This is a genomic window from Paenibacillus tyrphae, assembly GCF_024158745.1.
Classification (GTDB): Bacteria; Bacillota; Bacilli; order Paenibacillales; family NBRC-103111; genus Paenibacillus_G; species Paenibacillus_G tyrfis_A.
The window spans coordinates 119,020-144,769 of the sequence record NZ_JAMZAW010000015.1 but is presented as its reverse complement, the minus strand read 5'-3'; the positions used below and the strand labels follow the sequence as shown (position 1 = coordinate 144,769).

Sequence of the window (25,750 nt, the reverse complement as noted above, 5' to 3'; positions counted from 1 at the left end):
AATCATCTCATTATCTATACGTATCCAAGAAAAAGAAGCTTTAACCACGTGACGATGGGGTTCAAATCGGACTGCTGGCGGGCAAGAAAGCGACACTCATCCATACGCAAAACAAGTCGAGCGAACAATATGAAGCAAGCGGTATGGGGAATGCGCTGCGTCTTACGATAGATGAAGGAATACTCGCGTACTGCGGTTTCGAAGTAAATCGTCATTTCGTATTCGATTCGATCCTCTCTTCAACCGTTGAGCATAGGCAGACTTGGCTCGCTCAGCTCTCGGAAACAGCTCTATTTCATTTCTTGATTAAATGGTCCGAAAAAGAGTAAGATGGTTTTGCAAGGAGGAATGCAACCGATGGGAAGAAATAAGGAATTCGATACGACCGTCGTGCTTCGCAAGGCCATGGAGGTATTCGGACATTACGGATATGAAGGCACTTCGCTGCAAATTTTGCTTGATGGCTTAGGGATTGCCCGGCAAAGCTTGTATGACACTTACGGTACGAAGAAAGACCTTTTCATCTCCGCAGTCAAGCATTATACGAACGAGAAAAGCACAGTCGTACTCACAAGGCTTGATCGTCCCGGCTCTGTTAAGGCGGCCATTACGGATATTTTTCGCGAGATCGCGGCGGCGTTGAAAGACGAGGCTCGGCGCAAGGAATGCTTCATCATGCACAGCGCCATCGACCAGGTCCCTCACGTTCCCGAAATCGCCGCCTTCTTCGAGAAGGATGCCTCCCGATTGGAAGAGGCGTTCTACCAAGCATTGGTGCGTGCTTACGAGCAAGGTGAATTAAGCGATCGTCATGGCGATCTGAGGGCGCTAGCCCGCTATTTGAATCATTCCAGATATTCGCTGACGCAAGCCGCTAAATTGACTCCTGAGCCGAAAGTTTTGGACGATATTGTAAAAGTGACGCTTTCTGCGCTGGATTCCTGAACGGAGCGGTCCTAGGCTGCATGGCGGGACGCTTCATTCTTTTTTGAGAATATTAGACCGTTTAGTACGAAAAAGAAGATGGCCCGAATTTGGCAAGCAGCTTCCGCATATTGTAATACGAGAATTGTTCGGGCGGTTCAAGACGTTGAAAATTTCCCTCCTAGGGTGTCGGCGCCCATCCCCTTTAGCATGATCCGCAACCTAAAAAATCCTCTCCCGTATTTATCCTTATACCAACAATAGAAGTTGAGGTCATACACCTATGAATGAGGAATATATAATTCATGCCGATACCTGTTATCGGCTGGCTGAGCAGAAAGCTGCCGGCTACTTTGCGTCGCTTTATCAGCAGGTCATGAACAAGACGTATGTGTCTATCCTTACGCAAGATTTCGAATGGTGGAAACGAGATCATGTTCGTGGCCAATCATGGCTGTCCATGTTTGCCCGAAGCAAGCGAAAGTCCAATGACGGGGACTATCACCGCTATATCCAATGGCTGAAGCATACAGGCAAATTGGATGCTTACTTGGATCGAAGCGTATCCTATATTTACATGCGGGATCTGGGCAAAGCCATCGATTCTCCTGAAGCACAGGTCAAAATACGGCGTACAGCTGACGACGTCAAGCATCGCTTGCTTCTCCCCGCCGCAACTAACCGGGAAGACCGTCCGGCGTTTGTCAGTTTTGCGGGGCTGTATCGATGGGCTCAGAAAGAAGGCATTGAAACGGCTGCGATATGGGTGATAGACAAGCTGAAGAGTGTAGCGGCCCATATTCCGGAGGAAATGAATGCCGAGCATGCCCAGCGCAAGCTGATCAAGATCATTGTCGGGGTAGTCATGCATGCGATCGAAGAGATGGGAGATGAGTCATCGCCCGAGGAGCGTGCCCGGAGACTAGATGAAGCGATCCGGCTCGGTTATTCCTATGGTCTCACCTATCCGTTCATCGACGATCTTTTGGATGCGCAGGTGTTAACCGCTCAAGAGAAAGCACATTATTCCGATATGATACGGACCGCGCTTCTCACGGGATCGGTGCCGAACTTGGGCGAGTGGACCGGAGCCCGCAAGGCCATGATTCAATACGTGCACGCGGAGCTGCGGGAAGCGTTTGAATATATTAAGCACTGTCAGCGGCAGGAAACCCAACACCTGTTTTTCGAGCAAGCCTACGTTTTCTTTCACTCGCAGGAATTGGACCGTGCCAAGGATCTGACCCATGCCACATATACCAATGAGGAGCTTTATGTACCCATCATCTTAAAGTCCGCTTCTTCCCGCTTGATTGCCCGCTCGATCCTTCGCGCTCCCTTAGACGAAGGCTTTGAGGATCGAACCTTCTTTTATGGCATATTCAACCAGCTGGCTGACGATTTCGCGGATATGTTCGACGATAGGAGAGACGGTGCGGTAACGCCCTATACCTATTATTTGACGTACCGTGATCAACGGCCAGATCTGCTCAATCCCTTTGAATTATACTGGACGGTCATTGCCCATCTCATTCATGACGTATATCGCTCCGATCCGAAGGCCCGAGAGGTGATTCTGGATCGGGCCATCAACGGTCTAAAACGCTGCAAAGCACGCATCGGCACCGAAAAATATAACGGTATTATGGAGATTTTTGCCTCTGGAAATCCGGCGTTCAACCGGCTTGTTCAACATATGGTTGAAAAAGCGGCAGATGTGGAATTTTTCGATAAACTGCTTCGGGACCAGTTGGTCGCCATGTTAAAAAGAGACCGGAACGAAAAAGAAGAATTCGCCGAAACTGTCAAAACGGTACGCCGGCAGATCAACGAAACCTTGCAGATTGCCAAGCCTGACGGCATTCCGGCGATGAAAGAGTCGCTCATTGATGCGGCAAATTACAGTTTGGAAGGGGACGGCAAACGTCTGCGCCCGATCGTGACCTGGGTCATGGGCGTGCAAGAATATGGACTCCGTGCACCGTCCATCGTTCCCTTACTGAGATCCATGGAATATATGCATACCGCATCCCTGATCTTCGATGATTTGCCTTCCCAGGATAACGCGTCGATCCGTAGAGGGCGTCCGACACTGCATCGGGTGCATAATAGCGCCACGGCGGAATTAACCGGTCTGTTTCTGATTCAGAAGGCCATTCAGGAACAAGCTTCGCTGGATCGATTCGATGCGAAAACCGTGCTTGCCCTGATGAAATATTCGGCCGAAATGGCGGAAAACGTGTGTGTGGGACAGGCGATGGATTTAAGCTCCAAAGGAAGAGCGTTGACTCTGGAGCAATTGGATGCGATTTGCTTTTATAAAACCGGCATTGTGTTTGAGGCTGCTCTGGTGATGCCCGCTATTCTCGCGCAGGTGAACGAGAAGGAAATCGAAGTGCTGAAAACATTTGCTTATCATGCCGGGATAGCTTTTCAGATCAAGGACGATTTGCTCGATTTGGAAGGGGATGCGCGCTTGCTTGGAAAGCCCGTCGGCCAGGATGCGGAAAACAACAATTCGACGTTCGTCACTATCCTTGGTTCGGAGGGCGCCGGCAAAAAGATGTGGGAGCATTACTGTACTGCTATGGAAGCGTTGCAGGGAATGCCGCGCCGTACCGTTTTTCTGAAGCATTTGTTGGATTATATGGTCAGCAGGAACCGCTAGGGCGAGCAGAGATTACTTGCGAGGGATCAGATACGGGGCCAGTCCCGTGGCAATCACCCTGTGCCCCCGATCGTTCGGATGGATGGGCAACGATCCGCTTAACGCGTCTTCCACCTTTCCGTTCCGATAACCATGCACAAGCTCGGCCTGCTTACCTTCAAACCACGTATGAGTGGGAGCTATAGTGGCGTTGCAGCTATGGGCAAGCTCGTTGATCATCCGATTCAATTGTCCTATCGCCTCAACCGCAAGAGGAGTGCTCGGAAACGGGTTGTACTGCGTGCAGCAAACGATCCGGGCCCGGCTCCCTTTTTTGATTCGAGTCAAAATGGCACTGACATTACGCCTATAGCCGGCTACAAGGTGTTTTACGGCAAGCGGCTGCTTGGTTGTAAAGGAAGCCAGCGCCGCGTTGGCTAAATCCACTCCGCCAATCCAAACCGAAACGACCGAGGAATGGGCGATGACGGAGGCTCCCCGCCATATCACGGCGTCCAATAGATCATCGCTGCTCCACCCGGACCGCGCCAGAACAAACCCGCGAACCTTGCGCGAGCCCGAATTTAAAGCGGACACGGTCAATTGAGGGTAGGCCTTTGCCAAAGAGGAGGCATTTTCGCCAAATGTAATGGAATCTCCGAGAGCTGTATAGATCATCAAGATATCACCAACTCCAACTTTTGATCATAACATATCATATTGCAGATGCGTACATGTTGTGTGGACGCTAACGGCTTTAGGAGCGGGGCTTTAAGAGGGGATCGGAAGCAGTCTGGGAGGCTTGATTTTCGCGCAAATGAACAAGGAGCTTTGCCGCCGGAAAAACGGTGGCAAAGCTCCTTGTTACATGCGTTCCTCTTCAGCACGCGTATTCGTCGAAGTCCGTCTCGAATTGCATGATGTGGGACACATCCTCGGCGACTTCTCTTCCCGCTAGGCGGTCCACCATATGCAGCGACATGTGCATGCCGCAGGCAACGCCTCCCGAAGTGACGATCCGGTCTTCGTCCACGTATTTGACGCCGTCGATGACATCAATCGCCGGATGTTGTGTACGCATCCAATCGATGCTGTCAATATGAGTCGTTGCCTTTTTCCCGTTCAGAAGACCCGTTTGAGCCAGCAGCAGCGACCCTGTACATACGGAAGTAATCCATGGCGTATCGCCCGAACGGGCGCGAACCCAGTTGACAAGAGCTTCATTCAAGAGACCCTTCCTCACTCCCGGTCCCCCGGGGATCACGAGCAGATCGTAGGCAGGGGCGGTAGCCAGACTGTAATCAGGAGTCACTTTCAAGTTATTCTCTGCAACAATCAGACTCCCGGATTCCGATATCGTGGTGACGTTGAACAATGAGCGTTCACTCGGTTTATAGCGGTCGTGTACAGCAAGGCCGAACACTTCGTACGGGCCGGTAAAATCAAGAATTTCCACCTGATCAAACAACAAAATACCGACATTCCAAGATTTCATACAATCTCCTCCTCGGTTTTGGTATTCAAGTCTCGCCTTCAACGGTCTGCCTTCGCCAGTTGCGCTTATTGGTAAATTATATAAGCAGAACCCAAAACATAAAATAACTACAAGGTGCTATTTTTGGCGACAATCGGATACGGCTACAATGGCAATCCATAAGAAACCGCTTGGCAAGCTCTATGCTATAATGGGGACAAAGGACGGATACCAAATGATCTTTGGAGGAATGAATATGCCCGAAAACAATGCAGCGAGCGATAACGCAATAAATGCAGACGAACTTGAGCTGGTAACCACGCGCATGTTCGATGCGCCGCGCGAGCTTGTTTTTAAGGCCTGGACCTTGCCTGAGCACTTATCCCAGTGGTGGGGACCGAAGGGCTTTACGAATACGTTTCAGGAGTTTGACTTGAGACCGGGCGGCACCTGGAAGTTTATCATGCATGGACCGGATGGCACCGATTATCGGAATAAATGCGTCTTCGTGGAGATCGTCGAACCGGAGCGGATTGTTTTGCAGCATGTATCAGGCCCTAGATTCCAAGTGACGGCTATTTTCGAGGACCTGGCCGGCAAAACGAGACTTACTTTCCGTCAGCGCTTTGAGACGGCTGTCGAATTCGAGAAGGTTAAGACGTATGCCATTGAGGGAAACGAACAAAATATGGATCGCCTTGGGGCGCTTCTGGCGAATATGTCTGCATAGGCGAGGCGGGCTCTTTCGGTTATCATAAAAAGCAAAAGCACTGACCCTAACGGCCGGTGCTTTTTTTGCGTGACGGGCCTCGATGTTTATTGTCTCTAAGATGGACAAGCTATCTTTGTCTGTCAGCTCTCGGCAGCGAACAATAAACCGGAAGGAGTCCATCATGGTAGACGTTCATACGGAAATCATTATCAATTGCCCCTGTGACCAAGTATCGGTTTATACGGCTGACCCGGACAACGCTCCGGAATGGTACGTCAATATTCAATCGGCCGAATGGCAGACCCCAAAGCCGCTTGCCGTCGGTTCCAAAATTGCTTTTAAAGCGCAGTTTCTGGGAAAGCAGCTTGCCTACGTCTATCAAATTGTCGAATACAAGCCGGGTCGGTTGCTTGTCATGAGCACGGCTGACGGGCCTTTTCCGATGGAGACAACGTATACCTGGGAATCGGTTGGCAGCCATGCAACCCGAATGACCTTGCGAAACAGAGGGAACCCGGCCGGGTTTTCCGTGTTGCTCGCGCCGTTCATGTCTTTCATGATGCGGAGAGCTAACCAGAAGGATCTACAGAAACTTAAGAAGCTGCTTGAACATCAAGCGAGGAAATAAATCCGGGGCGGATGCCCGTAGCAGCCTCATTGCCAATAGGAGGGAGAGGAGCTATAATAGACCAAATCGTGAATGGCATATGCGGGAAAATAGGCGAACAGACCGCGAAGATCAATTCGATGCAGAAGGCAGGAGGGATTCGGATGAACAAGGTCCGGTTAGTCAGACCTGCTATGGAATACCGGGAGCCGTACTTGTCGTTCTATGCGGACTGGATAAAGAGCGGAGAACCGATGGTCCCCTGGGTTGTCCGTCGAGATCCCGGCGATTTCGAAACGATGCTGGAGTTCCTGTATGCCGAAGATAGCGAGGAGAAATTAAGCAATCCTCATTGGGTGCCTCATTCGACCTATTGGCTGCTTAACGAAGAGAACCTTGTCGTAGGTGCGGTTAACATTCGTCATCGCTTAAACGAAAAGCTTCTAAACAGCGGCGGCCATATCGGTTATGGCATACGCCCCGGCTATAGGCGCAAAGGCTATGCGAGCGCATTGCTGGCCCAGACGCTGCAAATCACGAAAGCGATGGGATTGGACCAAGTGCTGTTGGTCTGTGACAAGGACAACCTCGGCTCGGAGAAGACGATATTGAAGCATGGCGGCGGGTTTGAATCGGAATTCACGGAGAACGACGGCAATATCGTCAAGAGGTTTTGGATTCGATTGGGAGGACATCATGACGGAGTTTGAAAAAGAAGTTGTTAGCTGCATCCAAAGCAACGATACGGATCAGGTTATGGCCGTTTTGGAAAAGCACGGATTACCGGAAGGAAGCACGCTTCCCGTCCATATTTTAAACCAAGCGTTGGAATACAAGCGGCTGGCTCTGGCCCGGCTTTTGTTGGACAAGTACGTATTCGACAATTTGAACGATGCGAAGAATCCTGTGATGCCTTACGCTGCCCGGTATGGAACGCGTGATTTATTTGAAAGATTGTTGCAAGCGGGCGCCGATCTAAATGCTCTTACCCATGTGAAGAGTTCCGCTGTGGGGAGGGCCCTTTCCTTCAATAATTACAAGGGAGTTCGTGCCTTGCTTGAATTGGGCTTCGATATGAGAACCTACGCAGGAGGGGACGCTCTTCGCAAAGCCGCATGGTCCGGAAAATTCGAATTCGTCAAGTTATTCGTGGAACATGGAGCCGATGTCAACTTTAACGGTGGTAGCCAGGTGTTTCCGTATTGTACGACCCCTGTCCAAATGGCCGCTTCGATCAACCGTTTTGAAATCGTAAAGTACTTGATTGAACACGGCGCCGACGTTACGATTAAGGACAAAAACGGCGACCGGGCGTATTCTTATGCCAAGCAGAATAACCATACGGAGCTGATGGAGTACATCAAGCAATTCGAACCTCCGATTTGGCATGAGATGGACAGCCGAGCGAAGGAGCTTAAGCGATTGGGCTTGCCGGCCGAAATTATCAAATGGCTTGGGATCGAGAATAGAAGGATTGATCTAAAGGATTCCAAGACGACCGAATACATTGAATTCGAAACGATATTCGACGTCAGAGTGTTGGAGTGGAGGGGCCGAACCTTTATCGACCTGGTCAAAGACATTGAAAATTACGCCAATACGGGCTTTATTGTGTGGGTGAAAGACAAAAAATGTCTGGGCAGCCTCGATGTCGAGCATGACGAGTTGATTCTGCTGCCGGGTCTGAAGTGGAAAGCTTTCCTGGCTAAGGCAGCCGGTATTATTGACGATATTTTGGATGGAAACTTATCGGGAAAACCGTTCGAAGATTAAAGCAAAAAGCACTGGCCATGGCGCTCAGTGCTTTTTACGTTATGGAACTGCGGGTGGTTAGGGTCTTACGGCTTTTGTGGGCTTGATTCGGGCAAGCACATTTGCAGGCAGCTTGCGGACATAGGCACGGGAGGTTTTCACGGCTTTGATCTGTTTTACTTTGCCTGCGCGGCTCGCCAGAGCTACCTTCGTTCCGAATGCCTGCATAGCCCAGCGGATAGGGAATGCAATGGAAAGACGGCCGTCCGATGAGCCCGCAAAATTGACAGCCGCGGCGTAATGGTCCGAGCGTCTGAGCCAGACCGATCCGGAATCGCCGGCCAACGAAATGGGAGTAGTTCCTCGGATCACCGTCTGATTCTTAAAGTTAAGCACCCCCAGCCTGCCGCCGTAGTCGATTTGGATATCGGTGTTGATCGATTCCACCCTTCCGTTCACCAAGCCTGTCGTGCGTCCCACTTTTTTTAAATGCTCTCCCACCCGATACGAAGTCACATGGCCGGGAATGGCTCCGACCGTCGGATAGTTCGGATTCAGCAGACGCTTGTTGGTAGGGACGGAGAGCGCCGCGTCGATAAAATTATTTTTGTTTTTCTCCAGTTTTACATAGCTGTATAAACGGCCGATACGGTCCGTGCCGGAACGGCCTCCGTCGGCGCCGCCGGGCTGAATCGTTTCCGTAGCGCTGTTCGTATTGTTCGGATTCAGCACATGGTTATTGCTCAGCAAATAGCGGGTTGCCGTCTCGGAACCGTTCGTCACGATAAGGCCTGCGCTGCCCGAGCCCTTCGTAGTACCGACACTGTAGCCTGGAGGTACGGGACGAATCCGACGGGTATAGTCTGCGTGCGCTTGTATTTTTCCTGTTTTGACGATGCGGATCGGGACAGCGGCTCCTTTGCCTTTCGCTTTGGCGGCAAACATGGCGGGAATCAGACCCAGGCTTGCGGAAGAAACCTTATCCGTATAGATGATGACGGCTGCGCCCTTTTTCGGATTCGCAGGATCTTTGTAGCCTATTCCGACCCCGTGAACACCGTTTTTTTTCAATAAGCGTGCGGCCATTTTTCTTTTCATTCGCAGTGCAGCCATAAACGTAGCCACAATATCCTCCCCTTTGCGCAGGATAAGATATTGTATGGTTTTGCTGCCGATTGTTACGGGCGTTCATGGAGCTGCGGCATTTAGATTGAGGGAGAATAGCTGATGCGCAGTTCGATCGGTAGGGTTGATTAGTCCGACTCCGAAGAGGTTATGAACTTTTTTATTTTGGGGACACTATTTTGGGGAATAGGTTGTGCCAGAAATTGCTTTACTTTTGGAAGGAGTTACAACATACTAAGGACAGGTGTGGGAAGTATTTCTTTCTTCAACTACATAGAGGGAGAACCTCAGATAGACTGCGAACAAGGGGCGTGACCTGATGCTAAGTGAGAACCTGCTCGCCAAGCTGAACGAACAAATGAACTACGAATTTTATTCCTCCCAAGTGTATCTGGCTATGGCCGGATACTGCTCGTCGGAAAGCTTCGACGGGTTTGCGAACTTTTTTATCGTACAGGCCGAGGAAGAGAAATTTCATGCCATGAAAATTTTTCACTTCATTAACACGCTGGGCAAGCGCGCCCATGTCAGTGGAATGGAGGACCCGCAGAACCAGTATACCTCGTTGCTGGATGCTTTTGAACATGCGTTTGCTCATGAGCAAACCGTAACGAAACGCATCTACGAGTTGTCGGATATCGCTTGGAACGAGCGCGAGCACGCGACAATCAACTTCTTGAAGTGGTTCATCGACGAACAGGTCGAAGAGGAAGCCACGTTCGACAGCATCATTCAGAAGCTTCGCCGCATCGATAACGATAGCAATGCGTTCTACATGCTCGATGCCCAATTGGCGCAGCGTACCTTCACGCCGCCAGCCGAATAACATAGACCGGAAACGGAAACTGCTCCTCCAAGCTATCCAGCTGTGGGGAGCAGTTTTTGTTTACGCGGATTCGCAGGAAGTCAAAACTGAAAACGGGCATGTCCCTTAAGCGTAAAATCTTCGAAGCCTTCCAGCCGGAGCAGCTCTTGTTTCACCTGCAGGCCGCCTCGGAACCCCGTGAGCGCGGAGTTTTTGCCGATCACGCGATGGCACGGGACGACGATGGGAATCGGGTTGGCTCCGTTCGCCGTGCCTACGGCTCGGACGGCCGCAGGACTGCCCACCTCCCCGGCAATGTCCGAGTAGCTGCGGGTTTCGCCATAGGGAATGCGGGCTAGCGCCTGCCAGACGGCGGTTTGGAATTTCGTACCGCGCATGTCGAGGGGAAGGTCGAACGTTTGGCGGGTCCCTTCCAAATATTCCTTCAGCTGCCCGACGTATTCGGATAACGGCTCTTGATCGTTAATCAACGTGGTACCCGGAATATGTTTAACCACCCATGTAGTTAAGGTGTCGAATGATTCATTAGGCCAAGTAATCCGGCATAAGCCCTGCTTCGTAGCAGCCAGATAGAGCGGCCGGTCCCCGAGCTTGGGATGATGGATGGCCGTCCAATACACCTCGGTCGTTGTTTTTCCCATAAGTATGCCTCCTTCTTGAACGGCTTAACGGGTGCCGGCGGTTTCCCGGTATTCCATCGGCGTACAGCCGACCGTCTTGTGAAATACGGATGTAAAGTGGGATGGGCTGCGGAAGCCGACTTCTGCCGCGATATCGGTTATCGGCTGTTCGCTTGCAGCAAGCAGCCGCTTTGCCTCTTCCATACGGATATGGAGCAGTTGCTTCGAGGGTGTCGTTCCGGTCACCCGCTTAAACACGCGCTGCAAGTGGTAGGGGCTCATTTTGAGCTCCGCTCCTATATCGCCAAGCGTCAAAGGCTCGGAGTAGCGCCGCTTGATCAATTCATGCACGGCATGAGCGATTTGCGCATCCGGTCCGTGCTCTCCCGGCTGTTCCGGACGGCATCTTTTGCATGCCCGGAATCCCGCTTGCAGCGCTTCCTGGATACTGCCGTATACTTTAACGTTTTCCGGCTTCGGAATGCGCGAGCGGCACGAAGGCCGGCAAAAGATTCCCGTCGATGTGATTCCGATATAATACCGCCCGTCGTAGCGGGTGTCGCGCTGCAAAATCGTCTCGTACACCGACTGAAATAGTGCGTCGTCCATATTGGGGCCTCCCCTCTGCCACTCATTATAAACCGAAGCCGCGCGTTCTGATAATAGAGCAAGAATAGGACAGCAATAATTCGATAGTATCGCGGAGGCACGACGGGAATGCAAAACGGCCGTCCAGAAGCGATGGAATCGCTCCGGACGGCCGGCGGCTGAAGCTGGAACAAGGGGCAAGCGTCAAAGCTTGCATGAATTGATGCCGAGCAGGCGGTTCATGAGACATTTTTGCGTAAGTGCCGTGTAGAGCAGGGGAATCCCGATCAAGCCGATATACTTGATTCCCCCTTCCAACAAAAATAAAAGCGAGAGCAGCGCAAGTCCTGCGACAATCCGAAATACCAAGTCAAAACCGCCTACATTTTTCATCGTGATCCCTCCGCTAAAAGAATGGTTTACATCCCTTATTGTAGCGGTCGGTTCCCATTCGTTATGTGACTAAGTCACATAACGGTTTTTCACTTGTTCGAGCGCGGCCCGCTGAATATTTTGAATTCGTCGGCGGCCTAAGACAAGCCATCCTTCTTTTTCGAACTCCTTCAGTTTCCGGCTGATCACTTCTCTTGCGGTGCCTAGCTCGACGGCGATTTCATCATGCGTGATACGCAGCGTGGTTGAGGCTTCGGGCGTCTTTTGCAAGATAAAGTCGGCGATTCGGTATTCCATCGGCTTGAAGGCGACGTCGTCGATCAGGGTGGTGACGATGGACATCCGCTGCGTGAACATTCGGTAAATGTATTGGCGGAGCGGCTTATATTTCTCGACCCACTGCTTGTACACGTCAATCGGGAGGATGAATAGCTCCGAGGGCGTCTCGACCGATGCGGCCGCCTCATATTCCAATTCGCCCATAATGCTGGCCATCATCAAGACGCAGCATTCGCCTCCCTGAACACGGTATAGCGTAATTTCTCTCCCCGTCTCGCTAACTTTGTAGACGCGAATACTGCCGTCCAGCGTAAATATTGCGTGCTCCAGCAGCCCCCCTTGTCGAATGGCCAGACTCATGGGAACACGAATAACGGCGATGTCCGGATGCTGCCAATCTTCCGGCTCGACGGATTCAAAACAGCGAAATCGATCCATGATCCGGTGAATATGCTCGGGTAACACGACGATGTCTCTCCTCTCTGTGGTCATGCGGTTACTTTCAGCATAGCGGATAGATCGGATAAAAGTAAACGAAGCAACTCTTGGAGCTTATAAATAAGCCTTCACCTGCGAGCGCAACAAAGCGGTTTAGTACCTTAATTCGAAAAAATAGGAAACCCGGGTCTTGGGATAAGGAGTTCTCGCCTCCGAGAAAGAGGAAGGACTCCTTTGTCGTTTTGAGTAACGGAGATTATATTCCACTACCCGAAGGTACTTGACCCGAACCGAATCCCTGTCCGGCTGGAAGGTTACTATGTTAAAATGGATGTAATACAATGGGTTCGGAGGTGACGGGATGCGTTGGGAAGAAGTACAGGAACGATTTCCGGAGGAATGGGTCGTTTTGGAGGCTACGAAAGCTCACTCCAAGGAAGGCTATCGATATATTGAGGAAGTTGTCGTAATTGATACATTTGAAAATTCGACGGAAGCGCTCCGGCGCTATAGCGAATTGCACAGGCAAGACCCTGGGCGGGAATATTGCTTTTTTCATACCTCTCGTCCTGAGTTGGTAGCCCGTGAACGTTATGTGGGAGTACGAGGGCCTAGAAGATGAACATAACCGAGGAATACGGTCTGCCTTTTGTAAGCCTTACGATTGTTTATAAAGGCAAGAAACTTGAACTGCAGAAGGTTCTGCTGGACACGGGCTCGGCAAGCACGCTCTTTAATGCCGATTTGGTTCGTGACATCGGAGTTGTTCCAGAAGAAAACGACGTCGTGGACACCATACGAGGAGTGGGTGGTATAGAGTATGTATATACCAAATATTTGGATGCCATTGAATTTGATGGTATCACCATTGAGCAGTTTCAAGTAGAGATTGGCAGCATGGACTACGGGATCGAAATCGAGGGAATTATTGGCTTCGATTTCATGAAAGCTGCCGGTCTTATAATTGATACAAAATCAATGATCGTCAACTCATAGCGATCACTTTAGGCGTCGAGGAGTTCAACCCTCTGAAAAAGAGGAAGGACTCCTTTTTTGTTTGCAGCAAACATTTTATCGGCTGTCCCTCTATTCAATCTCCCCATCGTTCTGTCGATAATAAGAGAAGTGCCGCAGTTTGGAAAAAAAGGGGACGAATCGAGAGCAGAGGTGCATTTCTTTGGTCAAGCCTTCGGATTATTCGGAATCGGGCAACCCGATTTATAAGCATGAGGACAAGGAACGCAGCTGGATGCCGCCCAACTATGGCGAGGATGGCTGGAACGAGAAGATCGAACGGCATTTCGAGACATACATCGGCGAGATCGACAACGTATTTCATGAAATAATTTCCGATATCGTCCATATCGATGTTTATCACGTTAAGCCGACGCAGGAACGGAATTACCACACGTTGTTTACGACGGGGATGAGCTATATGCCGATGAACGTTCCCGAAGGTATCGAGGGCTACAATTATGCGGAAGTGATGATTTGTTTGCCGCCCGAATGGCCGATTACGCAGGAAGCTTTCGCCGACGAGGACAATTATTGGCCGGTCCGGTGGCTCAAGATGCTGGCCAGGCTTCCTCACGAGTACGAGACGTGGCTTGGTCACGGACATACGGTGCCTAACGGCGATCCCGCGCGTCCTTTGTCGGATCGGACGAAATTAAACGGAGTCATTTTGCTGCCGCCTATCATGGTGCACCGCGATTTTCTGACGCTGGAGATGGACTCGGAAAGAACGATCCGGTTCTACTCCATTGTTCCCTTGTATCAGGAAGAGATGGAGTTCAAATTGAAATACGGCTGCAATGACTTGACCGATAAATTCGACAAATACGGCATCAACGAAATCGTTCGGGTGAACCGGAAAAATGTGTGCCGGTCGTCGGTTATTCCATTTCGGAGGAAATAGGTTCGCAAGCGAAAAGGCGAGCTAAATCCACGATTTATTATGGTATATTGCTGCCTTAGAACGCAGAAGAGCATCGCCCCAGGTGGACGATGCTCTTCTTATTTTTCAAGCAAAAAACCTGCCTCAACCATCGCCCCGGCAGGTCTTTCGATCTACACTCATTATTTCGCTTCGGATACTCTCACTTGCTCATTCAGCTTAAGCAGATCCGCGAAGCTAAGCGGCTTTCGATCGCCTTTACCGTTCAAACCGGTTCTTGGGGGAAACATACAAAGCCCTCCTTTGCATGAAAATAGTCCTGTATTCGTAGGATAACACGCCCAACAATGGAAGGTCAATCCTGTGATTTTGTGTACTTTGCAACATAATGAAGCAGGGCGGCGAAGTCGGCGGAAAACAGGTTTTCCGTCCCGTGGTAGCCCTCCCGCCGGCCGATGATCCGGGCGAACTTAGAGTAAAGCCGGGTTAAATACGCGTTGTCGGCCAAGGCGTGGAACTGAAAAACGCGGATGCCGCGATTCTCGGCTGCCATATGATGCACCAGATGGCGGAAGCCTTCGACGAACAGACGGCTGCTGCGATGAGCCTCGGTCGTGATCGCCGAATCCACGAAGGCAATCTCGCCTTCCGGATGCGCTTCGCCGTCAGGTGTCATATACCGGTAATGAGCCCAGCCGATCGTTTGTCCTTTCTTATCGATCACCAGAACAATAGTCGACGTCTGGATCGTTTCCAACGTATGCATGAGGGCATCGGCCAAGGAAAAATGACGGCTGAAATCTTGGCGGTGGCGGATAAAAAATAAAGCATACTGCGCATAATCTTCATCACTGCGGCAAACGCGGTATTCCGCTAACATTGAGATTCGCTCCTCCTACTTCCTGCGTTCCAGCAGCGTCTGCCGTATACGCGCATCGATCTCGGGATATTGAGACAACACATAAGCGAACGCCTTCCTTTGCAAAGTCAAAAAGACGCAAGAGGTCATCGCCGTTACATCGGCATTTCGCGGGGCGTTATCCAGCAGCGCCATCTCTCCGAAATGATCCCCATCCTCCAGAACGGCCAGCCGTATCCGGCTCTCGGGCACAGTGGAAGAGCGCTTGGAGACCTCCACCCGCCCGCGGGCGATGAGATAAAATTTCTCCCCCTGGTCCCCTTGGTAAATGACAGGCTGTCCGGCAGTGAACGTTTCCGTATGGAACAGGCCCTTGATTTCCTTCAGCACATCCGCATGCATCCCCTGGAAGAAAGGAAGCCGGGATAGCCGCTCCTCGTCAATGTCCGCTTCCTGCCCACTCGGCGATACGGACAAGCCGCTCTGTTTGTCCCACAGCTCTTTGTAGAAGCCGCCTGCCCGGAGCATCTGCGCGTGGGTGCCGCTATCCACCAGATGTCCTTGGTCGAAGACGAAAATTTGGTCTGCTTCAGTTATCGCGGAGAGCCGGTGGGTCACCGTAATCACCGTCCGGTTATGAGACAGCTCGGCGAACGTCCGGTTGATCGAAGCCTCCGAGATCGGGTCCAGCGCTGACGTGGCTTCGTCCAGCAGCAGGATTGAGGGGTTCCTCACGATGGCGCGGGCAATAGCGATCCGCTGCCTTTGACCGCCGGAAAAGTTGCTCCCTTCGTCCAGCACTTGGGTATGGTAGCCCTCCGGAAGGCTCATGATGAAGTCGTGGATTTCGGCTTTTTTCGCCGCCTCTATGACCTCTTCCTCGCTGGCATCTGGCTTGCTGAGGCGAATATTGTCCAGAATCGTGCCGTGAAATAAGAAATTGTCCTGAAACACGACGCCGATCTGCTCCCGGTAAGACCCTAGATCCAGCTCCCGCAGAGGGCTGCCGTTCATGCGGATCTGCCCCTCCTGCGGAGTATAGAAGCCGAGCAGCAGCTGCAGCAGCGTGCTTTTTCCCGAACCGCTGGAGCCGACAAAGGCTGTTGTAGTGCCCGGAGGGATGTGCAGACGGACGTGCTTCAGCACATCCTGCTGCTGTCCCGCATAGCGGAACGAAACGTCCTCAAGCGCAATCTCCGGCGGGCGTCCCTCTGTGAGAGTGAAACGGGTTTCTCCCGTTGCTTCCCGAGGCTCGCTTAACAGCTCTTGAATTCGCTTCATACTCACCGAAGCATCCGTAAAAGCCGGGATCGCAATGGTTAGATTGAACACCGAGTTGCCCATGGAGGTATACATGGTAAAAAAGGCGACCAGCGCCCCCACACTAAGATGGCCGCGAAGCGCCAGGTACGAGCCGAACCCGATAATCGAAAAATTAATAAGGAGCAGACTGATCATCGGAAGGCGCTCAAGCTGGGCGTTGACGACATTTTTCTTGTAATGGGTAACGGACAAAGCTTGCAGCATGGCGCCGAACTTGTTCGTCATCGCTTCCTGCAGGTTGAAGCCTTTAATCACTTTCTGGGCTTTGATGTTCTCCTGCACGACGCCGGTTAGGCGGGCGAACTGGTCCTTGTACGCGGAATTGACGGCTTCGGCACGTCTGCCCAGCAAATATGGACCGGCAAAAATAACAACGGCCCCAAGCAAAATCAGCAGGGCCATGCTCCACTGCAAATAGAACAAGACGACCGTGCTGATGACCACGACGGAAAACGACTGGATGCCAATGGTCAGGATGACCTGCATCGCTTGCGCGATCGAAGGCAAATCGACGGAATAATAAGAAAGCAGCTCGCCCGAGCGGGCTTTCTGGAAAAAGCCGATGTTCGTATGCTGCATATGGTCGAACAACCCCATTCTGAGATCCTGCTGTACCTTCGCAATCAACCGGGCCAGCGCATAATCGCTTATGACACCGGCGCTGAATCCGATCAGGCCGCCGATTCCGAGAACGGCAAGAATGAGGAAGAAGTAGTCGATGTCCTGCGGCGTGATCGCTTTGTCGATCATGAATTTAAAGCTCAAGGGAGCCAGCGATACGAAGGCGAGATCCAGAAATAACGTTAGGAAAAAGAAAGACGCCAGCAGCTTGTACGGACGCATGTAGCGCAACAGGTTCGTAATGACGGTGAGCATAGAGTGATTCCCTTCCAGGGTCAAAAATACGATTCGTAACGGAACTTCATGGCGTAAGCATGCCAATCGGAGAACGGAGCGCGGTATTCTTCCATCGTGCCGAACGCCGTATCCCGGCCGTCGGTTCTCACGGCCAGCTTGCCGCACAGCTTGCGGAGATCGTCCTGCACCGGCGTCCAGAAACGAAGTTCCGTCACCGGTCTGTTCAGCTGAGCGATGAACTGGGTCAAGTACTGGAGCCCCCGGAGAAAAAGACGGGTTCTGCGGTATTCGTCTAGCAAAAATACGGCCTGAATCTGCACGATATGCGTATCTTGGTAGTCGTTCTCGCCGGTTCCGTAAATATAACCGAGTGCCCCGACCAACTCGTCTTCGTCATTGAAGCATAGAATGGCTTCTTCCTTCATGAGAATCGGGCTTGCGAGGAAGCTAAGAGTTAGCGGGAACGAGTAGGGGAGGTTTAATTGTTGATAGTTCATCAGCATAAATTCGATGTACTTTTCCTGATATTTCTCGGAGGCGCAGATTGAAAAATAGTAGCTCATGCAAGCGATTTCCCCCTTGGTAGATGTGCCCAAAGTATACCACGATCTTCCTGTGAACCCAAGTAAAGAGTTGGTTAGGAGAGGGGGAGCGGTTGTGACTCAACGTAAAGTTTAATCATTCAATGTTTAATTCAACTAATTGTTGAATCTGTTTAAATAAAGTTTAACAAATGTTAATATGGTCTCTAAGTTGGTTGGCAAAATAGCTAATCGAGAGGAGCCCGGATAAAATGAACAACTTACAAAGCAAATATGAAAATCTACTTGAGGAAGAACGTCTGCTCGCGGATAAAATCGGAAGCTGCGAGGAATGTGTCGAAACGATACTAGATTATATTGCGAAAAAAGCGAACACGATCCATGTGCTTACGGCGGAAGAGATTGTGTCTGCCTTACATAACATGGGCAAAGATTTACGAACAGAGCTGCTGCATGTAAAGCTGGAGCGGAGCATCGTTTCCAACAAATTAAGCGGAGTCCTATAACCAAGAACAGTGAAAAAAGTTTTAATTTTTTTTCGAACTCCCCACAAAAAAATTAACGGGAACGAACAACTTAGTGAGCTCATGCAAACAAGAATTTTTAACCAACAAAGGAGAGTTATTGATGAACATGAAAAAACCTATGATGATCGCCGCATCTTGCGTCGTCGCAACCAGCCTGATGGCCGGTTCCGCATTGGCAAAGTCCGATAATGACAACCGCTCCGACAGAGCGGAAGCTGCAGCTCAAGCAATCACTGTCGGCAAAGAAAAAGACGTCAAGGTTAAAGTAGAGGTAGAACCGAAGGCATCCGTTACGGGTACGACTTATGAAAACAACGGCAAAAACGGCTATAAAGGCTTGCTCAACGCCATTGAAAATGTGAAAGACAAACCGGCCGGTGCCGTTCTTGCCGATCTTCTGTTGACCAAATACGAAACACAGCTTACGGCCGAGAAGAAGGCTGAATTGGAAGCTATCGTCGAAAAAGACGCTGCACTTTCCGCGGCAGCCGATCTGCTCGACAATCAAGGTAACGTAACCGATGCGGTTTATGTTCAGAAAGAAGCTGTAAAAGCAAACGTGAAGAACCTCAATGCTTACAAGAAGCTTGGTAAGCTTTACGAGAAGCTTGGAAAATCCGGCGTGCAATTGTTTGTCAATGGTGAAGAGCCTTCGATGGAAGTCCGTCCCTTCATCCGTGAGGGCAGCACTCTGGTACCTTTCCGGGCCATCTCCGAAGCTCTGAAAGCGGAAGTGAGCTGGAATCCGGAAGAACGCTCCGTGACGGTTACTCGCGACGGCATCACCGTTAAACTTTTCGTTGATAGCACGAAGGCTTATGTGAACGGCAAAGAAGTGACGCTGGAAGTGCCGGCGGCTATTGTGGAAGGCAATACCGTCGTGCCTGCCCGTTTCGTTAGCGAGGCTTTGAAAGCCGTTGTGAAATGGGAAGAAGAATCGAAATCCGTTGTAATCTACGAAGACAAATAAGACAAGTTTGCAAAGAAGCCTGCCTTGCGAGGCTGTGACAAATGGGTTGGGGACCGTGGTCCTCGGCCCATTTTTTGCTGTATTCGTGAGTCTTTATCTATCCTTTACCCCTTTCAGAGTTTCTTCATACTCCTTCATAGCTTGTGAAAGGGTATCTATAAAATCCGCACTAATTCCTTCAAGCTCGGATATTTTGTTTACCTCTCGAATAACGATTTTTCCGCCTTGCTCCCGGTCATCGATGCGCGCCCAATCTATCGGGTTCACTCCATCCCTCTTAGCCATATTGTTGTCATCCCCTTTTTAAAAATCTCAATGACTGACACCATTATACCTCAATGTAATTTTAGGAGAATAATCACTAAGACTTAAGGGACATTCCCTTCGACAAGCTCCCTCCAAGTCCTGTCGCATCTTGTCGAAATCTAGCAAAAATGTCTGTTATAACGCATCAAATGGAAAATTTTGAGTCCAAAAAGGGTTGGTTTCGTAGTATATTAATGTAAAAGGATTACACGTGAGACCAGCATATGGAAAGGGGTACCTAGATGGCAATTATAGAAGTAGTCAAATTCGACGGGCCGCCCGATTTATTGGTATGGAAATATCCGAATCAAGAACTAGGCACATGGACTCAGCTGATCGTCAACGAAACCCAGGAAGCGCTGCTGTTCAAAGGCGGGGAGGCGCTTGACCTGCTCGGTCCCGGCCGGCATACGTTATCGACGCAAAATATTCCGGTCCTTTCCTCCGTCGTCAATTTGCCTTTTGGCGGCAAGTCGCCGTTTACTGCGGAAATTTGGTTTGTGAACAAGCTGCATAAGCTGGACTTGAAATGGGGGACGCCGACTCCGATTCAACTGCAGGAGCCCAAATATCACATGATGGTATCGGTCCGCGCGTTCGGCCAATTAGGCATCCAGATCGAAGATACACGCAAGTTTCTGCTTAAGCTGGTCGGAACGCTTCCGGCGGTCGATCAGGCGGCGCTCGGCAAATATTTTCGCAGCATCTTGATGATGAACATCAAGGAGCTTATCTCCTCCTATCTGGTACATAAAAAAATTAGCATTCTGGAAATCAACGCCTATATCTCCGAAATATCCAAACATATGGAAAGTCGAATCGTTTCGATTTTTCAAGAGTACGGGATTCGTCTGGTCGGCTTCCAGATCGATTCCATCAATCTTCCCGAGGAAGATCCGGCCACGAAGCGGTTAAAGGAAGCACTGGCGAAAAAAGCGGAAATGGACATTCTCGGCTTCTCCTACCAGCAGGAAAGAACCTTCAATACGCTGGAAAGCGCGGCGAAGAACGAAGGGAATCCGTCGGCCTTCTTGGGCGCGGGCATCGGTCTGGGGCTCGGTCAAGGCGTTGGTATGACGATTGGCGATTCGTTTTCGCGGTTGTCGGGACATATGGATGTGTCTACTCCCGTTCAGACTTGCTCGAATTGCGGCATGAGCAATGTTCATGATTCGAGCTTCTGCAGAGGGTGCGGACATTCGCTCAAGCAGGGAGCTGCTTCCTCGTCCGTGGCTTGCCAAGCGTGCGGGCATTCCCTTCCGGCGGGATCGAAATTTTGTCCGAACTGCGGCGATAAGTACCGTCCTTGTCCCCGCTGCCAAGCGGATAATCCGGAACAAGCGCTTCATTGTGCGAAATGCGGCGAGTCGCTGGGCGCTCCTTGTCCTCAGTGCGCGACGATGGTGGAGGCGGGAGCGAAGTTTTGTCCGGAGTGCGGCAAGAGCATGGTGCTCACTTGCAGTCAGTGTCAGCAGGTCGTGCAGCCGGGGCAAAAGTTTTGTTTTGAATGCGGGAATAAGTTAGGGTGAAAAGGAGCTTGAGATGAATATGAACCGTTTGCCTGCCGTGGCCGCCAAATTGATGTTCGGCCTCATTGTCTTGGTAACCGTAGCTGCCTTTTTCTTATGCCGTGTGGAGGATTGGGGAACCGGGCACTGGTGGACTTCCTTGATCTCCATCGTTCTTGCGGAAGCGGCTTGCTATTACTGCGCAGTAGGTGAAGTGAAGCAAAACCGGCGCGGAGACGGGCTTCCCGCCTCCTTGACCTTCGTTACGATATCGGTGTTGTATGGAGCTTCCGCTATTTTTCATACGGCTTTCTTCTGGCTCACCTTGCGGATTTCCTTGACCTCTTACGTGGTGATTGAAGTCATCACAGCCGCAGTTTGGGCGATTGGGATGGGGGTTGCCCATCATTTTACGAATGTTGTGCGGAATCAAGAGGATGATCAAAGGGCACAGATGCAGCTGATGAAGCAGATGAAGCTGGCTCTCGACTCGGTGAGCTATGCGCTGGAAGAAGAGGAAATCGAGGAACGGGAAGCGTTGAAAGCAGGGGTACGGGAGTTGATCGAAAAAGTGAAGTACAGCGACCCGGTTTCACATCCTTCGATGATCCATATGGAGGAAAATTTGCTGTGGCAGATCAAGGAGTTGGAGCGCTGCGTTCGCGGGCTCAGTGATCGGGCGGGAGAGACGGGTAAAGTGGAAATGTCCCGCAAGCTTCTGCGCGATATCTCGGCCGACCTGGGCCGCAGAAACAGCCAGTTGATCACGTTGAAATGAGGTCGGCGCAGTGCATCAGAGCAATATAGAAGAGAAGACGGAAGTTAGATTGGACATGGACAGACCGGCGATCGAAGGCGTCGTGATCGTGTTGGCGTTCCTCTTGTTTTTTCCGGCGGGGCTCCTTTTGGCGGCTATCCGACTGTGGAAGCATCGCGATCTGAGCTATCAAAAAATAGATGACTGGAGAAATGCCGGCGCAACCTTTCTTGTTCTGTTTGTACTCCTGGTATTTATATTTTTGTTCCTAAACAGCATATCTCCAGCAGATACGTTTGCGTTGTTTTCAATATGGTTTATTCTTATCATTTTTTTATTCACTCCCGGAGTATCCATGCTATGGGTGAGCAAGCAGAGTCGTAAACAGCTTTTTATCAGGTATGACCATTATCGCCATATCGTCATGTCGGAAGGAATTACTTCTGTCCATACCATCGCGGAGATGATCTGGCAGCGCCCGGCGGTGGTTGCCAACGATTTAAAGCGCCTGATTGGTCTTGGTGAGTTCCCCAATGCTTATTTGGATATGAATTCAATGGCGATCGTTTTTCAGCGGCAAGTCCAACCGACGGTACATTCTGACTCGCCTCAGGAGAGCACGACTGAGGAGGATTTTCCGGAGGATCTGCCTAAAGACATAGACTTCAAACGCGCTTACGAAGAGATTCTGCACGAATACACCAAAATGACCTCTTCGTCCAAAACGGACAAGAAGCCGTTACCGAAGACGGTGGAATGCCCCGGCTGCGGTTCATCGACCTTGCTGCAGCCTGGAGAAAGCAAGGCGTGTGCTTATTGTGATTCTCCGTTGACGTATTCGAAGAGCGAATAGGAAAGTAAAGATATGAATTCAAGTTATACCATAAAGAGATGAGGGAGCCTTCTTGAACTATGATCGTCCAGCCATAAGCGGCGTTGCGATAGCGCTGGGACTTATTTTATTTTTTCCGATCGGCTTCATTTTGCTGGCCGTCCGACTATGGAAGCACCGCGATTTGAGCTACCAGAAGGTCATTGACTGGAAAAACGCCGGCACAACGTTTCTGATTATTTTTATCCCGTTTATGATTTCGTTCTTAATCCACTTGGCCGCAGGGAGCGATATTCAGTATTGGGTAATGGTGTGGGTTGTCCTCCTTGACTTGATTCCCGGCATATACATGCTGTGGAAGAGCGGGCAGCGGCGCAAGCAGCTCTTCGCCAGATATGACCATTACCGTCACCTCGTCTTGGTGCAGGGAGTGACTTCCGTTCAAACCTTGGCGGAGACGACGAACCAGCGGCCGGCCGTGGTGGTCAACGATTTGCAGCGCATGATTTATCTTGGCGTGTTCCAGGATGCGTTCATCGATATGTACTCGATGTCCATTGTGTTTAACCAATGGGCTCCGGCAGCCTCGATGGTGAATGTCAACGTGTCCGTGATCGGAGATGGCTTCGTACCGCAGCAGAACAGGCCGCAGCCGCCGCCCCCAACGCCCAAGACGGTGGAATGCCCCGGCTGCGGTTCGTCCGCTTTGCTGCAGCCCGGCGAGAATAAAGCGTGCCCTTATTGCGATTCCCCTCTGGCCTACCCGCAGCACGGATAGAGCAAGCCTTACAAGCGAAACAACGAGCACTGGAGCACTGGCCTGAAGGCCGGTGCTTTTTTTTCTTGACCGGGACCGCCTCCAATCGCCAGATGCTTCTGTGACGCTTTTATGACAGCACTTGAAGAAAGCGCTGTATAAAAAACGCACCCCTCATTGACCAAACCTTTCTTCGGAGCTATAATAAAAACAAATCGAAACGTTTCGATAAATTTCGGATGGCTTTATCGGGGGGAATTATGGTTACGATTAAAGACGTTGCAAAGCATGCAGGAGTGGCGCTTTCGACCGCATCCTACGCACTCAGCGGAAGCGATAAAGTAAGTCCGAAAACTCGCGAATTGGTACTGCAGGCAGCCAAGGAGCTGAATTACCAAAAGAACGGCTTCGCGATGGATCTCAAGCGCAAGTCGACGAAGACGATTTTGCTCATTTTAAGCGACCTGTCGGGTCCTTATTACTCCGAACTGATCCGCGGGACGCAGGAAGTTACACTATCCAACGGCTTCGATCTGATTGCATGCAGCTCGGTCGGCGGGGCCGATTCGACGGCTTATAAATTTTTGCAGGAGCGAAGAGTGGACGGCGCGATTGTGCTCGACCCGAACATCAGCGAGCATCTGCTGCGCGAATCGGCCCGGGAAGGCTGCCCGATCGTCGTGATGGACCGTTATGTCGAAGGCGATTTCATTATGAATGTCGCGGCGGATAACGTTCAGGGCGGATACGAAGCGACCCGTTATCTCATGGAGAAGGGACACCGCGATATCGCCTGGATCGGGGGACCGAGCAATTCGCTGGGCAGCCAGCACCGTAAAGAAGGCTATCTGAAAGCGCTGCAAGAAGAGGGAATCGTCAATACGAAATGGATGCTGGTCGGCAATTTCACGGAAGAGGGCGGCTATCATTCGACCAAGGTGCTGCTCATGCAGGAAGAGCATCCTACCGCCATCTTCTACGGCAACGACGAAATGGCGATCGGCGGCTACAAGGCGCTTCGTGAATTCGGCCTGAGCGTGCCGGAGGACGTATCGATCGTCGGCTTTGACGATATTCAGGTGGCGGAGTACTTATCTCCTCCTTTGACGACGGTCCGGCAGCCCAAATACGAAATGGGCACCATGGCTGCGCATCTTGTGTTCCAAGCGATGGGCGGCGAATACGTGAACAAGTCGTATAAATTAAAAATCGAGCTGATCGAGCGCTTGTCCTGCCAGCCTCCTCGGCTTGCTCCGAATCGCGGGAAGGGGATGGAGACGTGAAATCGTCAGTCGGAAACATTTCGCTAACGAAAAGAATGCTGTCCCACTGGGAGCTTTACCTGCTATTGCTCCCGGGTGCGCTGTATTTCCTGATTTTCAAGTATGTGCCGATGTTCGGGATCGTCATGGCCTTTCAGGAATACAGCCCGTTCCTCGGGGTGACGGGCAGCGAGTGGGTCGGCTTCCGGCACTTCGTCGATTTGTTTCAATACGATCAGTTCTGGCGGCTGCTGCGCAACACGCTGCTGATCAGCTTTTATAATATCGTGTTTTACTTCCCGGCTCCGATCCTTGTGGCGCTGCTGCTCAACGAGCTGATGCGGGAATGGTTCAAGCGCGCGATCCAGACGATCGTCTACCTGCCGCATTTTATTTCGTGGGTCGTGGTCGGTTCGATCACTTATATTTTGCTCAATACCGAAACGGGCTTGGTGAACCAGCTCATCGTCTCGTTCGGCGGCGAAGCGCATAACTTTCTGGCTGACCCCGATTCATTCCGGACGATGATTGTGCTCCAGAACATTTGGAAGGAAGTCGGATGGGGGACCATTATCTTTTTGGCAGCGCTTTCCGGCGTGGATACGCAGCTGTACGAAGCGGCGACTGTCGACGGCGCGAATCGCTGGCACAAGCTGTGGCATGTGACGCTGCCCGCGCTGCGCAGCACGATTCTGATTCTGCTCATTTTGCGGCTCGGCAACGTGCTGGATGTCGGCTTCGAGCAAATCTTCCTGATGCTTAACGATCTGGTGTACCCGGTCGGCGACGTGTTCGAGACGTTCGTCTACCGCGAAGGCATTGGCGGTGTAGGTCTCGGTGGCGGCCGGTTCAGCTTCGGTGTCGCGGTCGGTCTGTTTAAATCGGTCGTCGGTCTCATTTTGGTGCTTGGGGCGAACAAATTGGCCAAAAAATTCGGCGAAGAAGGCGTGTTCTAAGGGGAGGGACT

The 25,750-nt window shown here is 51.1% G+C and carries 29 protein-coding genes; 18 read left to right on the top strand and 11 right to left on the bottom strand.

Going from position 1 to position 25,750, the window contains the following annotated elements; translation table 11 throughout:
* Positions 1–65: 65 nt before the first annotated feature.
* The 3 genes from NI000_RS37185 (at position 66) to NI000_RS22435 (ending at position 3,592) form a co-directional block, all read left to right on the top strand.
* Positions 66–329 carry an NAD(P)H-dependent oxidoreductase gene (locus tag NI000_RS37185; protein WP_375540995.1) on the top strand — a complete coding sequence of 88 codons (264 nt, stop codon included), beginning with the start codon at positions 66–68 and terminating at the stop codon, positions 327–329.
* Between the two features lie 28 nt (positions 330–357).
* Positions 358–945: a TetR/AcrR family transcriptional regulator gene (locus NI000_RS22440; protein WP_253413634.1), complete on the top strand. Its 588-nt coding sequence runs from the start codon at positions 358–360 to the stop codon at positions 943–945.
* Between the two features lie 262 nt (positions 946–1,207).
* Positions 1,208–3,592, top strand: a complete 2,385-nt coding sequence (locus NI000_RS22435) for a polyprenyl synthetase family protein (RefSeq protein WP_253413633.1) — start codon at positions 1,208–1,210, stop codon at positions 3,590–3,592.
* A gap of 12 nt (positions 3,593–3,604) precedes the next feature.
* Here NI000_RS22435 and NI000_RS22430 read toward each other — a convergent pair whose 3' ends face one another.
* Complete coding sequence (locus NI000_RS22430; RefSeq protein WP_253413681.1) at positions 3,605–4,249, bottom strand: SGNH/GDSL hydrolase family protein; 645 nt, start codon at positions 4,247–4,249, stop codon at positions 3,605–3,607.
* A gap of 202 nt (positions 4,250–4,451) precedes the next feature.
* On the bottom strand, positions 4,452–5,066 hold the full coding sequence (locus NI000_RS22425; protein WP_253413632.1) for a DJ-1/PfpI family protein: 615 nt from the start codon (positions 5,064–5,066) through the stop codon (positions 4,452–4,454).
* 235 nt (positions 5,067–5,301) lie between these two features.
* Here NI000_RS22425 and NI000_RS22420 point away from each other — a divergent pair, with 235 nt between their 5' ends.
* The 4 genes from NI000_RS22420 to NI000_RS22405 all read left to right on the top strand — a co-directional run bounded on the left by NI000_RS22420 (position 5,302) and on the right by NI000_RS22405 (position 8,137).
* Positions 5,302–5,775 carry an SRPBCC family protein gene (locus NI000_RS22420; RefSeq protein WP_253413680.1) on the top strand — a complete coding sequence of 158 codons (474 nt, stop codon included), beginning with the start codon at positions 5,302–5,304 and terminating at the stop codon, positions 5,773–5,775.
* A gap of 163 nt (positions 5,776–5,938) precedes the next feature.
* A complete protein-coding gene (locus NI000_RS22415) occupies positions 5,939–6,385 on the top strand; it encodes an SRPBCC family protein (RefSeq protein ID WP_253413631.1) in 447 nt (148 codons plus the stop codon).
* 143 nt (positions 6,386–6,528) lie between these two features.
* A complete protein-coding gene (locus NI000_RS22410; protein WP_253413630.1) occupies positions 6,529–7,074 on the top strand; it encodes a GNAT family N-acetyltransferase in 546 nt (181 codons plus the stop codon).
* Positions 7,061–8,137: an ankyrin repeat domain-containing protein gene (locus NI000_RS22405; RefSeq protein WP_253413629.1), complete on the top strand. Its 1,077-nt coding sequence runs from the start codon at positions 7,061–7,063 to the stop codon at positions 8,135–8,137. The genes NI000_RS22410 and NI000_RS22405 overlap by 14 nt, the downstream gene beginning before the upstream one ends.
* 57 nt (positions 8,138–8,194) lie before the next feature.
* Here the strand turns inward: NI000_RS22405 and NI000_RS22400 are convergent, their stop codons facing one another.
* Positions 8,195–9,244 carry a S1 family peptidase gene (locus NI000_RS22400; protein WP_253413679.1) on the bottom strand — a complete coding sequence of 350 codons (1,050 nt, stop codon included), beginning with the start codon at positions 9,242–9,244 and terminating at the stop codon, positions 8,195–8,197.
* A gap of 316 nt (positions 9,245–9,560) precedes the next feature.
* Between NI000_RS22400 and NI000_RS22395 the strand changes: the two genes are divergently transcribed.
* A complete protein-coding gene (locus NI000_RS22395) occupies positions 9,561–10,067 on the top strand; it encodes a ferritin (RefSeq protein WP_216794357.1) in 507 nt (168 codons plus the stop codon).
* 80 nt (positions 10,068–10,147) lie between these two features.
* On the opposite strand, the gene NI000_RS22390 is transcribed toward NI000_RS22395, so the two are convergent.
* The 4 genes from NI000_RS22390 to NI000_RS22375 form a co-directional block, all read right to left on the bottom strand.
* Positions 10,148–10,708 (bottom strand): methylated-DNA--[protein]-cysteine S-methyltransferase, encoded by a 561-nt coding sequence (locus tag NI000_RS22390; RefSeq protein ID WP_253413628.1) that lies wholly within the window; start codon positions 10,706–10,708, stop codon positions 10,148–10,150.
* Between the two features lie 24 nt (positions 10,709–10,732).
* Positions 10,733–11,296, bottom strand: a complete 564-nt coding sequence (locus NI000_RS22385) for a bifunctional transcriptional activator/DNA repair enzyme AdaA (protein ID WP_253413627.1) — start codon at positions 11,294–11,296, stop codon at positions 10,733–10,735.
* A gap of 183 nt (positions 11,297–11,479) precedes the next feature.
* Entirely contained in the window at positions 11,480–11,668 is a 189-nt protein-coding gene (locus NI000_RS22380; RefSeq protein WP_216794359.1) for a YgaP family membrane protein, read from the bottom strand.
* Positions 11,669–11,737: 69 nt separating this feature from the next.
* Positions 11,738–12,412 carry a Crp/Fnr family transcriptional regulator gene (locus NI000_RS22375; protein WP_253413626.1) on the bottom strand — a complete coding sequence of 225 codons (675 nt, stop codon included), beginning with the start codon at positions 12,410–12,412 and terminating at the stop codon, positions 11,738–11,740.
* 591 nt (positions 12,413–13,003) lie between these two features.
* On the opposite strand from NI000_RS22375, the gene NI000_RS22370 reads away from it, so the two are divergent.
* Together NI000_RS22370 and NI000_RS22365 are read left to right on the top strand one after the other, a co-directional pair.
* Positions 13,004–13,381, top strand: a complete 378-nt coding sequence (locus tag NI000_RS22370) for a retropepsin-like aspartic protease (RefSeq protein ID WP_253413625.1) — start codon at positions 13,004–13,006, stop codon at positions 13,379–13,381.
* A 181-nt stretch (positions 13,382–13,562) separates the two neighbouring features.
* Positions 13,563–14,303, top strand: coding sequence for a suppressor of fused domain protein (locus NI000_RS22365; RefSeq protein ID WP_253413624.1), 741 nt, complete (start codon positions 13,563–13,565; stop codon positions 14,301–14,303).
* A gap of 334 nt (positions 14,304–14,637) precedes the next feature.
* On the opposite strand, the gene NI000_RS22360 is transcribed toward NI000_RS22365, so the two are convergent.
* The 3 genes from NI000_RS22360 to NI000_RS22350 are packed head-to-tail and all read right to left on the bottom strand — an operon-like array spanning position 14,638 to position 17,885.
* Entirely contained in the window at positions 14,638–15,162 is a 525-nt protein-coding gene (locus NI000_RS22360) for a GNAT family N-acetyltransferase (protein WP_253413623.1), read from the bottom strand.
* Between the two features lie 15 nt (positions 15,163–15,177).
* On the bottom strand, positions 15,178–17,340 hold the full coding sequence (locus NI000_RS22355; protein ID WP_253413622.1) for an ATP-binding cassette domain-containing protein: 2,163 nt from the start codon (positions 17,338–17,340) through the stop codon (positions 15,178–15,180).
* Between the two features lie 20 nt (positions 17,341–17,360).
* Positions 17,361–17,885 carry a hypothetical protein gene (locus tag NI000_RS22350; protein ID WP_253413621.1) on the bottom strand — a complete coding sequence of 175 codons (525 nt, stop codon included), beginning with the start codon at positions 17,883–17,885 and terminating at the stop codon, positions 17,361–17,363.
* A 230-nt stretch (positions 17,886–18,115) separates the two neighbouring features.
* Between NI000_RS22350 and NI000_RS22345 the strand changes: the two genes are divergently transcribed.
* Entirely contained in the window at positions 18,116–18,370 is a 255-nt protein-coding gene (locus NI000_RS22345; protein WP_253413620.1) for a hypothetical protein, read from the top strand.
* 127 nt (positions 18,371–18,497) lie between these two features.
* Positions 18,498–19,361 carry a copper amine oxidase N-terminal domain-containing protein gene (locus NI000_RS22340; protein WP_375540994.1) on the top strand — a complete coding sequence of 288 codons (864 nt, stop codon included), beginning with the start codon at positions 18,498–18,500 and terminating at the stop codon, positions 19,359–19,361.
* Between the two features lie 93 nt (positions 19,362–19,454).
* Here the strand turns inward: NI000_RS22340 and NI000_RS22335 are convergent, their stop codons facing one another.
* Entirely contained in the window at positions 19,455–19,646 is a 192-nt protein-coding gene (locus NI000_RS22335) for an AbrB family transcriptional regulator (RefSeq protein ID WP_253413618.1), read from the bottom strand.
* A 263-nt stretch (positions 19,647–19,909) separates the two neighbouring features.
* Between NI000_RS22335 and NI000_RS22330 the strand changes: the two genes are divergently transcribed.
* From NI000_RS22330 to NI000_RS22305, 6 genes are all read left to right on the top strand, one after another.
* On the top strand, positions 19,910–21,196 hold the full coding sequence (locus NI000_RS22330; protein WP_253413617.1) for an SPFH domain-containing protein: 1,287 nt from the start codon (positions 19,910–19,912) through the stop codon (positions 21,194–21,196).
* Between the two features lie 13 nt (positions 21,197–21,209).
* Positions 21,210–21,953, top strand: coding sequence for a hypothetical protein (locus NI000_RS22325; protein WP_253413616.1), 744 nt, complete (start codon positions 21,210–21,212; stop codon positions 21,951–21,953).
* 55 nt (positions 21,954–22,008) lie between these two features.
* The gene (locus tag NI000_RS22320) at positions 22,009–22,785 is read left to right on the top strand and encodes a YgzB family protein (protein ID WP_253413615.1); all 777 of its coding nucleotides are present in this window, start codon (positions 22,009–22,011) and stop codon (positions 22,783–22,785) included.
* A 52-nt stretch (positions 22,786–22,837) separates the two neighbouring features.
* Entirely contained in the window at positions 22,838–23,542 is a 705-nt protein-coding gene (locus NI000_RS22315; protein ID WP_253413614.1) for a zinc ribbon domain-containing protein, read from the top strand.
* A gap of 239 nt (positions 23,543–23,781) precedes the next feature.
* Positions 23,782–24,804: a LacI family DNA-binding transcriptional regulator gene (locus NI000_RS22310; RefSeq protein WP_253413678.1), complete on the top strand. Its 1,023-nt coding sequence runs from the start codon at positions 23,782–23,784 to the stop codon at positions 24,802–24,804.
* A 35-nt stretch (positions 24,805–24,839) separates the two neighbouring features.
* Positions 24,840–25,739 carry an ABC transporter permease gene (locus tag NI000_RS22305; RefSeq protein ID WP_253413677.1) on the top strand — a complete coding sequence of 300 codons (900 nt, stop codon included), beginning with the start codon at positions 24,840–24,842 and terminating at the stop codon, positions 25,737–25,739.
* The last annotated feature ends 11 nt before the right edge of the window (positions 25,740–25,750 follow it).

Bases quoted from the DNA above. Each gene is read 5' to 3' on its own strand.
- NI000_RS22440 (WP_253413634.1), top strand. From the start codon at position 358: ATGGGAAGAAATAAGGAATTCGATACGACCGTCGTGCTTCGCAAGGCC.
- NI000_RS22435 (WP_253413633.1), top strand. From the start codon at position 1,208: ATGAATGAGGAATATATAATTCATGCCGATACCTGTTATCGGCTGGCT.
- NI000_RS22430 (WP_253413681.1), bottom strand. From the start codon at position 4,249: ATGATCTATACAGCTCTCGGAGATTCCATTACATTTGGCGAAAATGCC.
- NI000_RS22425 (WP_253413632.1), bottom strand. From the start codon at position 5,066: ATGAAATCTTGGAATGTCGGTATTTTGTTGTTTGATCAGGTGGAAATT.
- NI000_RS22420 (WP_253413680.1), top strand. From the start codon at position 5,302: ATGCCCGAAAACAATGCAGCGAGCGATAACGCAATAAATGCAGACGAA.
- NI000_RS22415 (WP_253413631.1), top strand. From the start codon at position 5,939: ATGGTAGACGTTCATACGGAAATCATTATCAATTGCCCCTGTGACCAA.
- NI000_RS22410 (WP_253413630.1), top strand. From the start codon at position 6,529: ATGAACAAGGTCCGGTTAGTCAGACCTGCTATGGAATACCGGGAGCCG.
- NI000_RS22405 (WP_253413629.1), top strand. From the start codon at position 7,061: ATGACGGAGTTTGAAAAAGAAGTTGTTAGCTGCATCCAAAGCAACGAT.
- NI000_RS22395 (WP_216794357.1), top strand. From the start codon at position 9,561: ATGCTAAGTGAGAACCTGCTCGCCAAGCTGAACGAACAAATGAACTAC.
- NI000_RS22390 (WP_253413628.1), bottom strand. From the start codon at position 10,708: ATGGGAAAAACAACGACCGAGGTGTATTGGACGGCCATCCATCATCCC.
- NI000_RS22385 (WP_253413627.1), bottom strand. From the start codon at position 11,296: ATGGACGACGCACTATTTCAGTCGGTGTACGAGACGATTTTGCAGCGC.
- NI000_RS22380 (WP_216794359.1), bottom strand. From the start codon at position 11,668: ATGAAAAATGTAGGCGGTTTTGACTTGGTATTTCGGATTGTCGCAGGA.
- NI000_RS22370 (WP_253413625.1), top strand. From the start codon at position 13,004: ATGAACATAACCGAGGAATACGGTCTGCCTTTTGTAAGCCTTACGATT.
- NI000_RS22360 (WP_253413623.1), bottom strand. From the start codon at position 15,162: ATGTTAGCGGAATACCGCGTTTGCCGCAGTGATGAAGATTATGCGCAG.
- NI000_RS22355 (WP_253413622.1), bottom strand. From the start codon at position 17,340: ATGCTCACCGTCATTACGAACCTGTTGCGCTACATGCGTCCGTACAAG.
- NI000_RS22350 (WP_253413621.1), bottom strand. From the start codon at position 17,885: ATGAGCTACTATTTTTCAATCTGCGCCTCCGAGAAATATCAGGAAAAG.
- NI000_RS22345 (WP_253413620.1), top strand. From the start codon at position 18,116: ATGAACAACTTACAAAGCAAATATGAAAATCTACTTGAGGAAGAACGT.
- NI000_RS22340 (WP_375540994.1), top strand. From the start codon at position 18,498: ATGAAAAAACCTATGATGATCGCCGCATCTTGCGTCGTCGCAACCAGC.
- NI000_RS22335 (WP_253413618.1), bottom strand. From the start codon at position 19,646: ATGGCTAAGAGGGATGGAGTGAACCCGATAGATTGGGCGCGCATCGAT.
- NI000_RS22330 (WP_253413617.1), top strand. From the start codon at position 19,910: ATGGCAATTATAGAAGTAGTCAAATTCGACGGGCCGCCCGATTTATTG.
- NI000_RS22325 (WP_253413616.1), top strand. From the start codon at position 21,210: ATGAATATGAACCGTTTGCCTGCCGTGGCCGCCAAATTGATGTTCGGC.
- NI000_RS22320 (WP_253413615.1), top strand. From the start codon at position 22,009: ATGGACAGACCGGCGATCGAAGGCGTCGTGATCGTGTTGGCGTTCCTC.
- NI000_RS22310 (WP_253413678.1), top strand. From the start codon at position 23,782: ATGGTTACGATTAAAGACGTTGCAAAGCATGCAGGAGTGGCGCTTTCG.
- NI000_RS22305 (WP_253413677.1), top strand. From the start codon at position 24,840: ATGCTGTCCCACTGGGAGCTTTACCTGCTATTGCTCCCGGGTGCGCTG.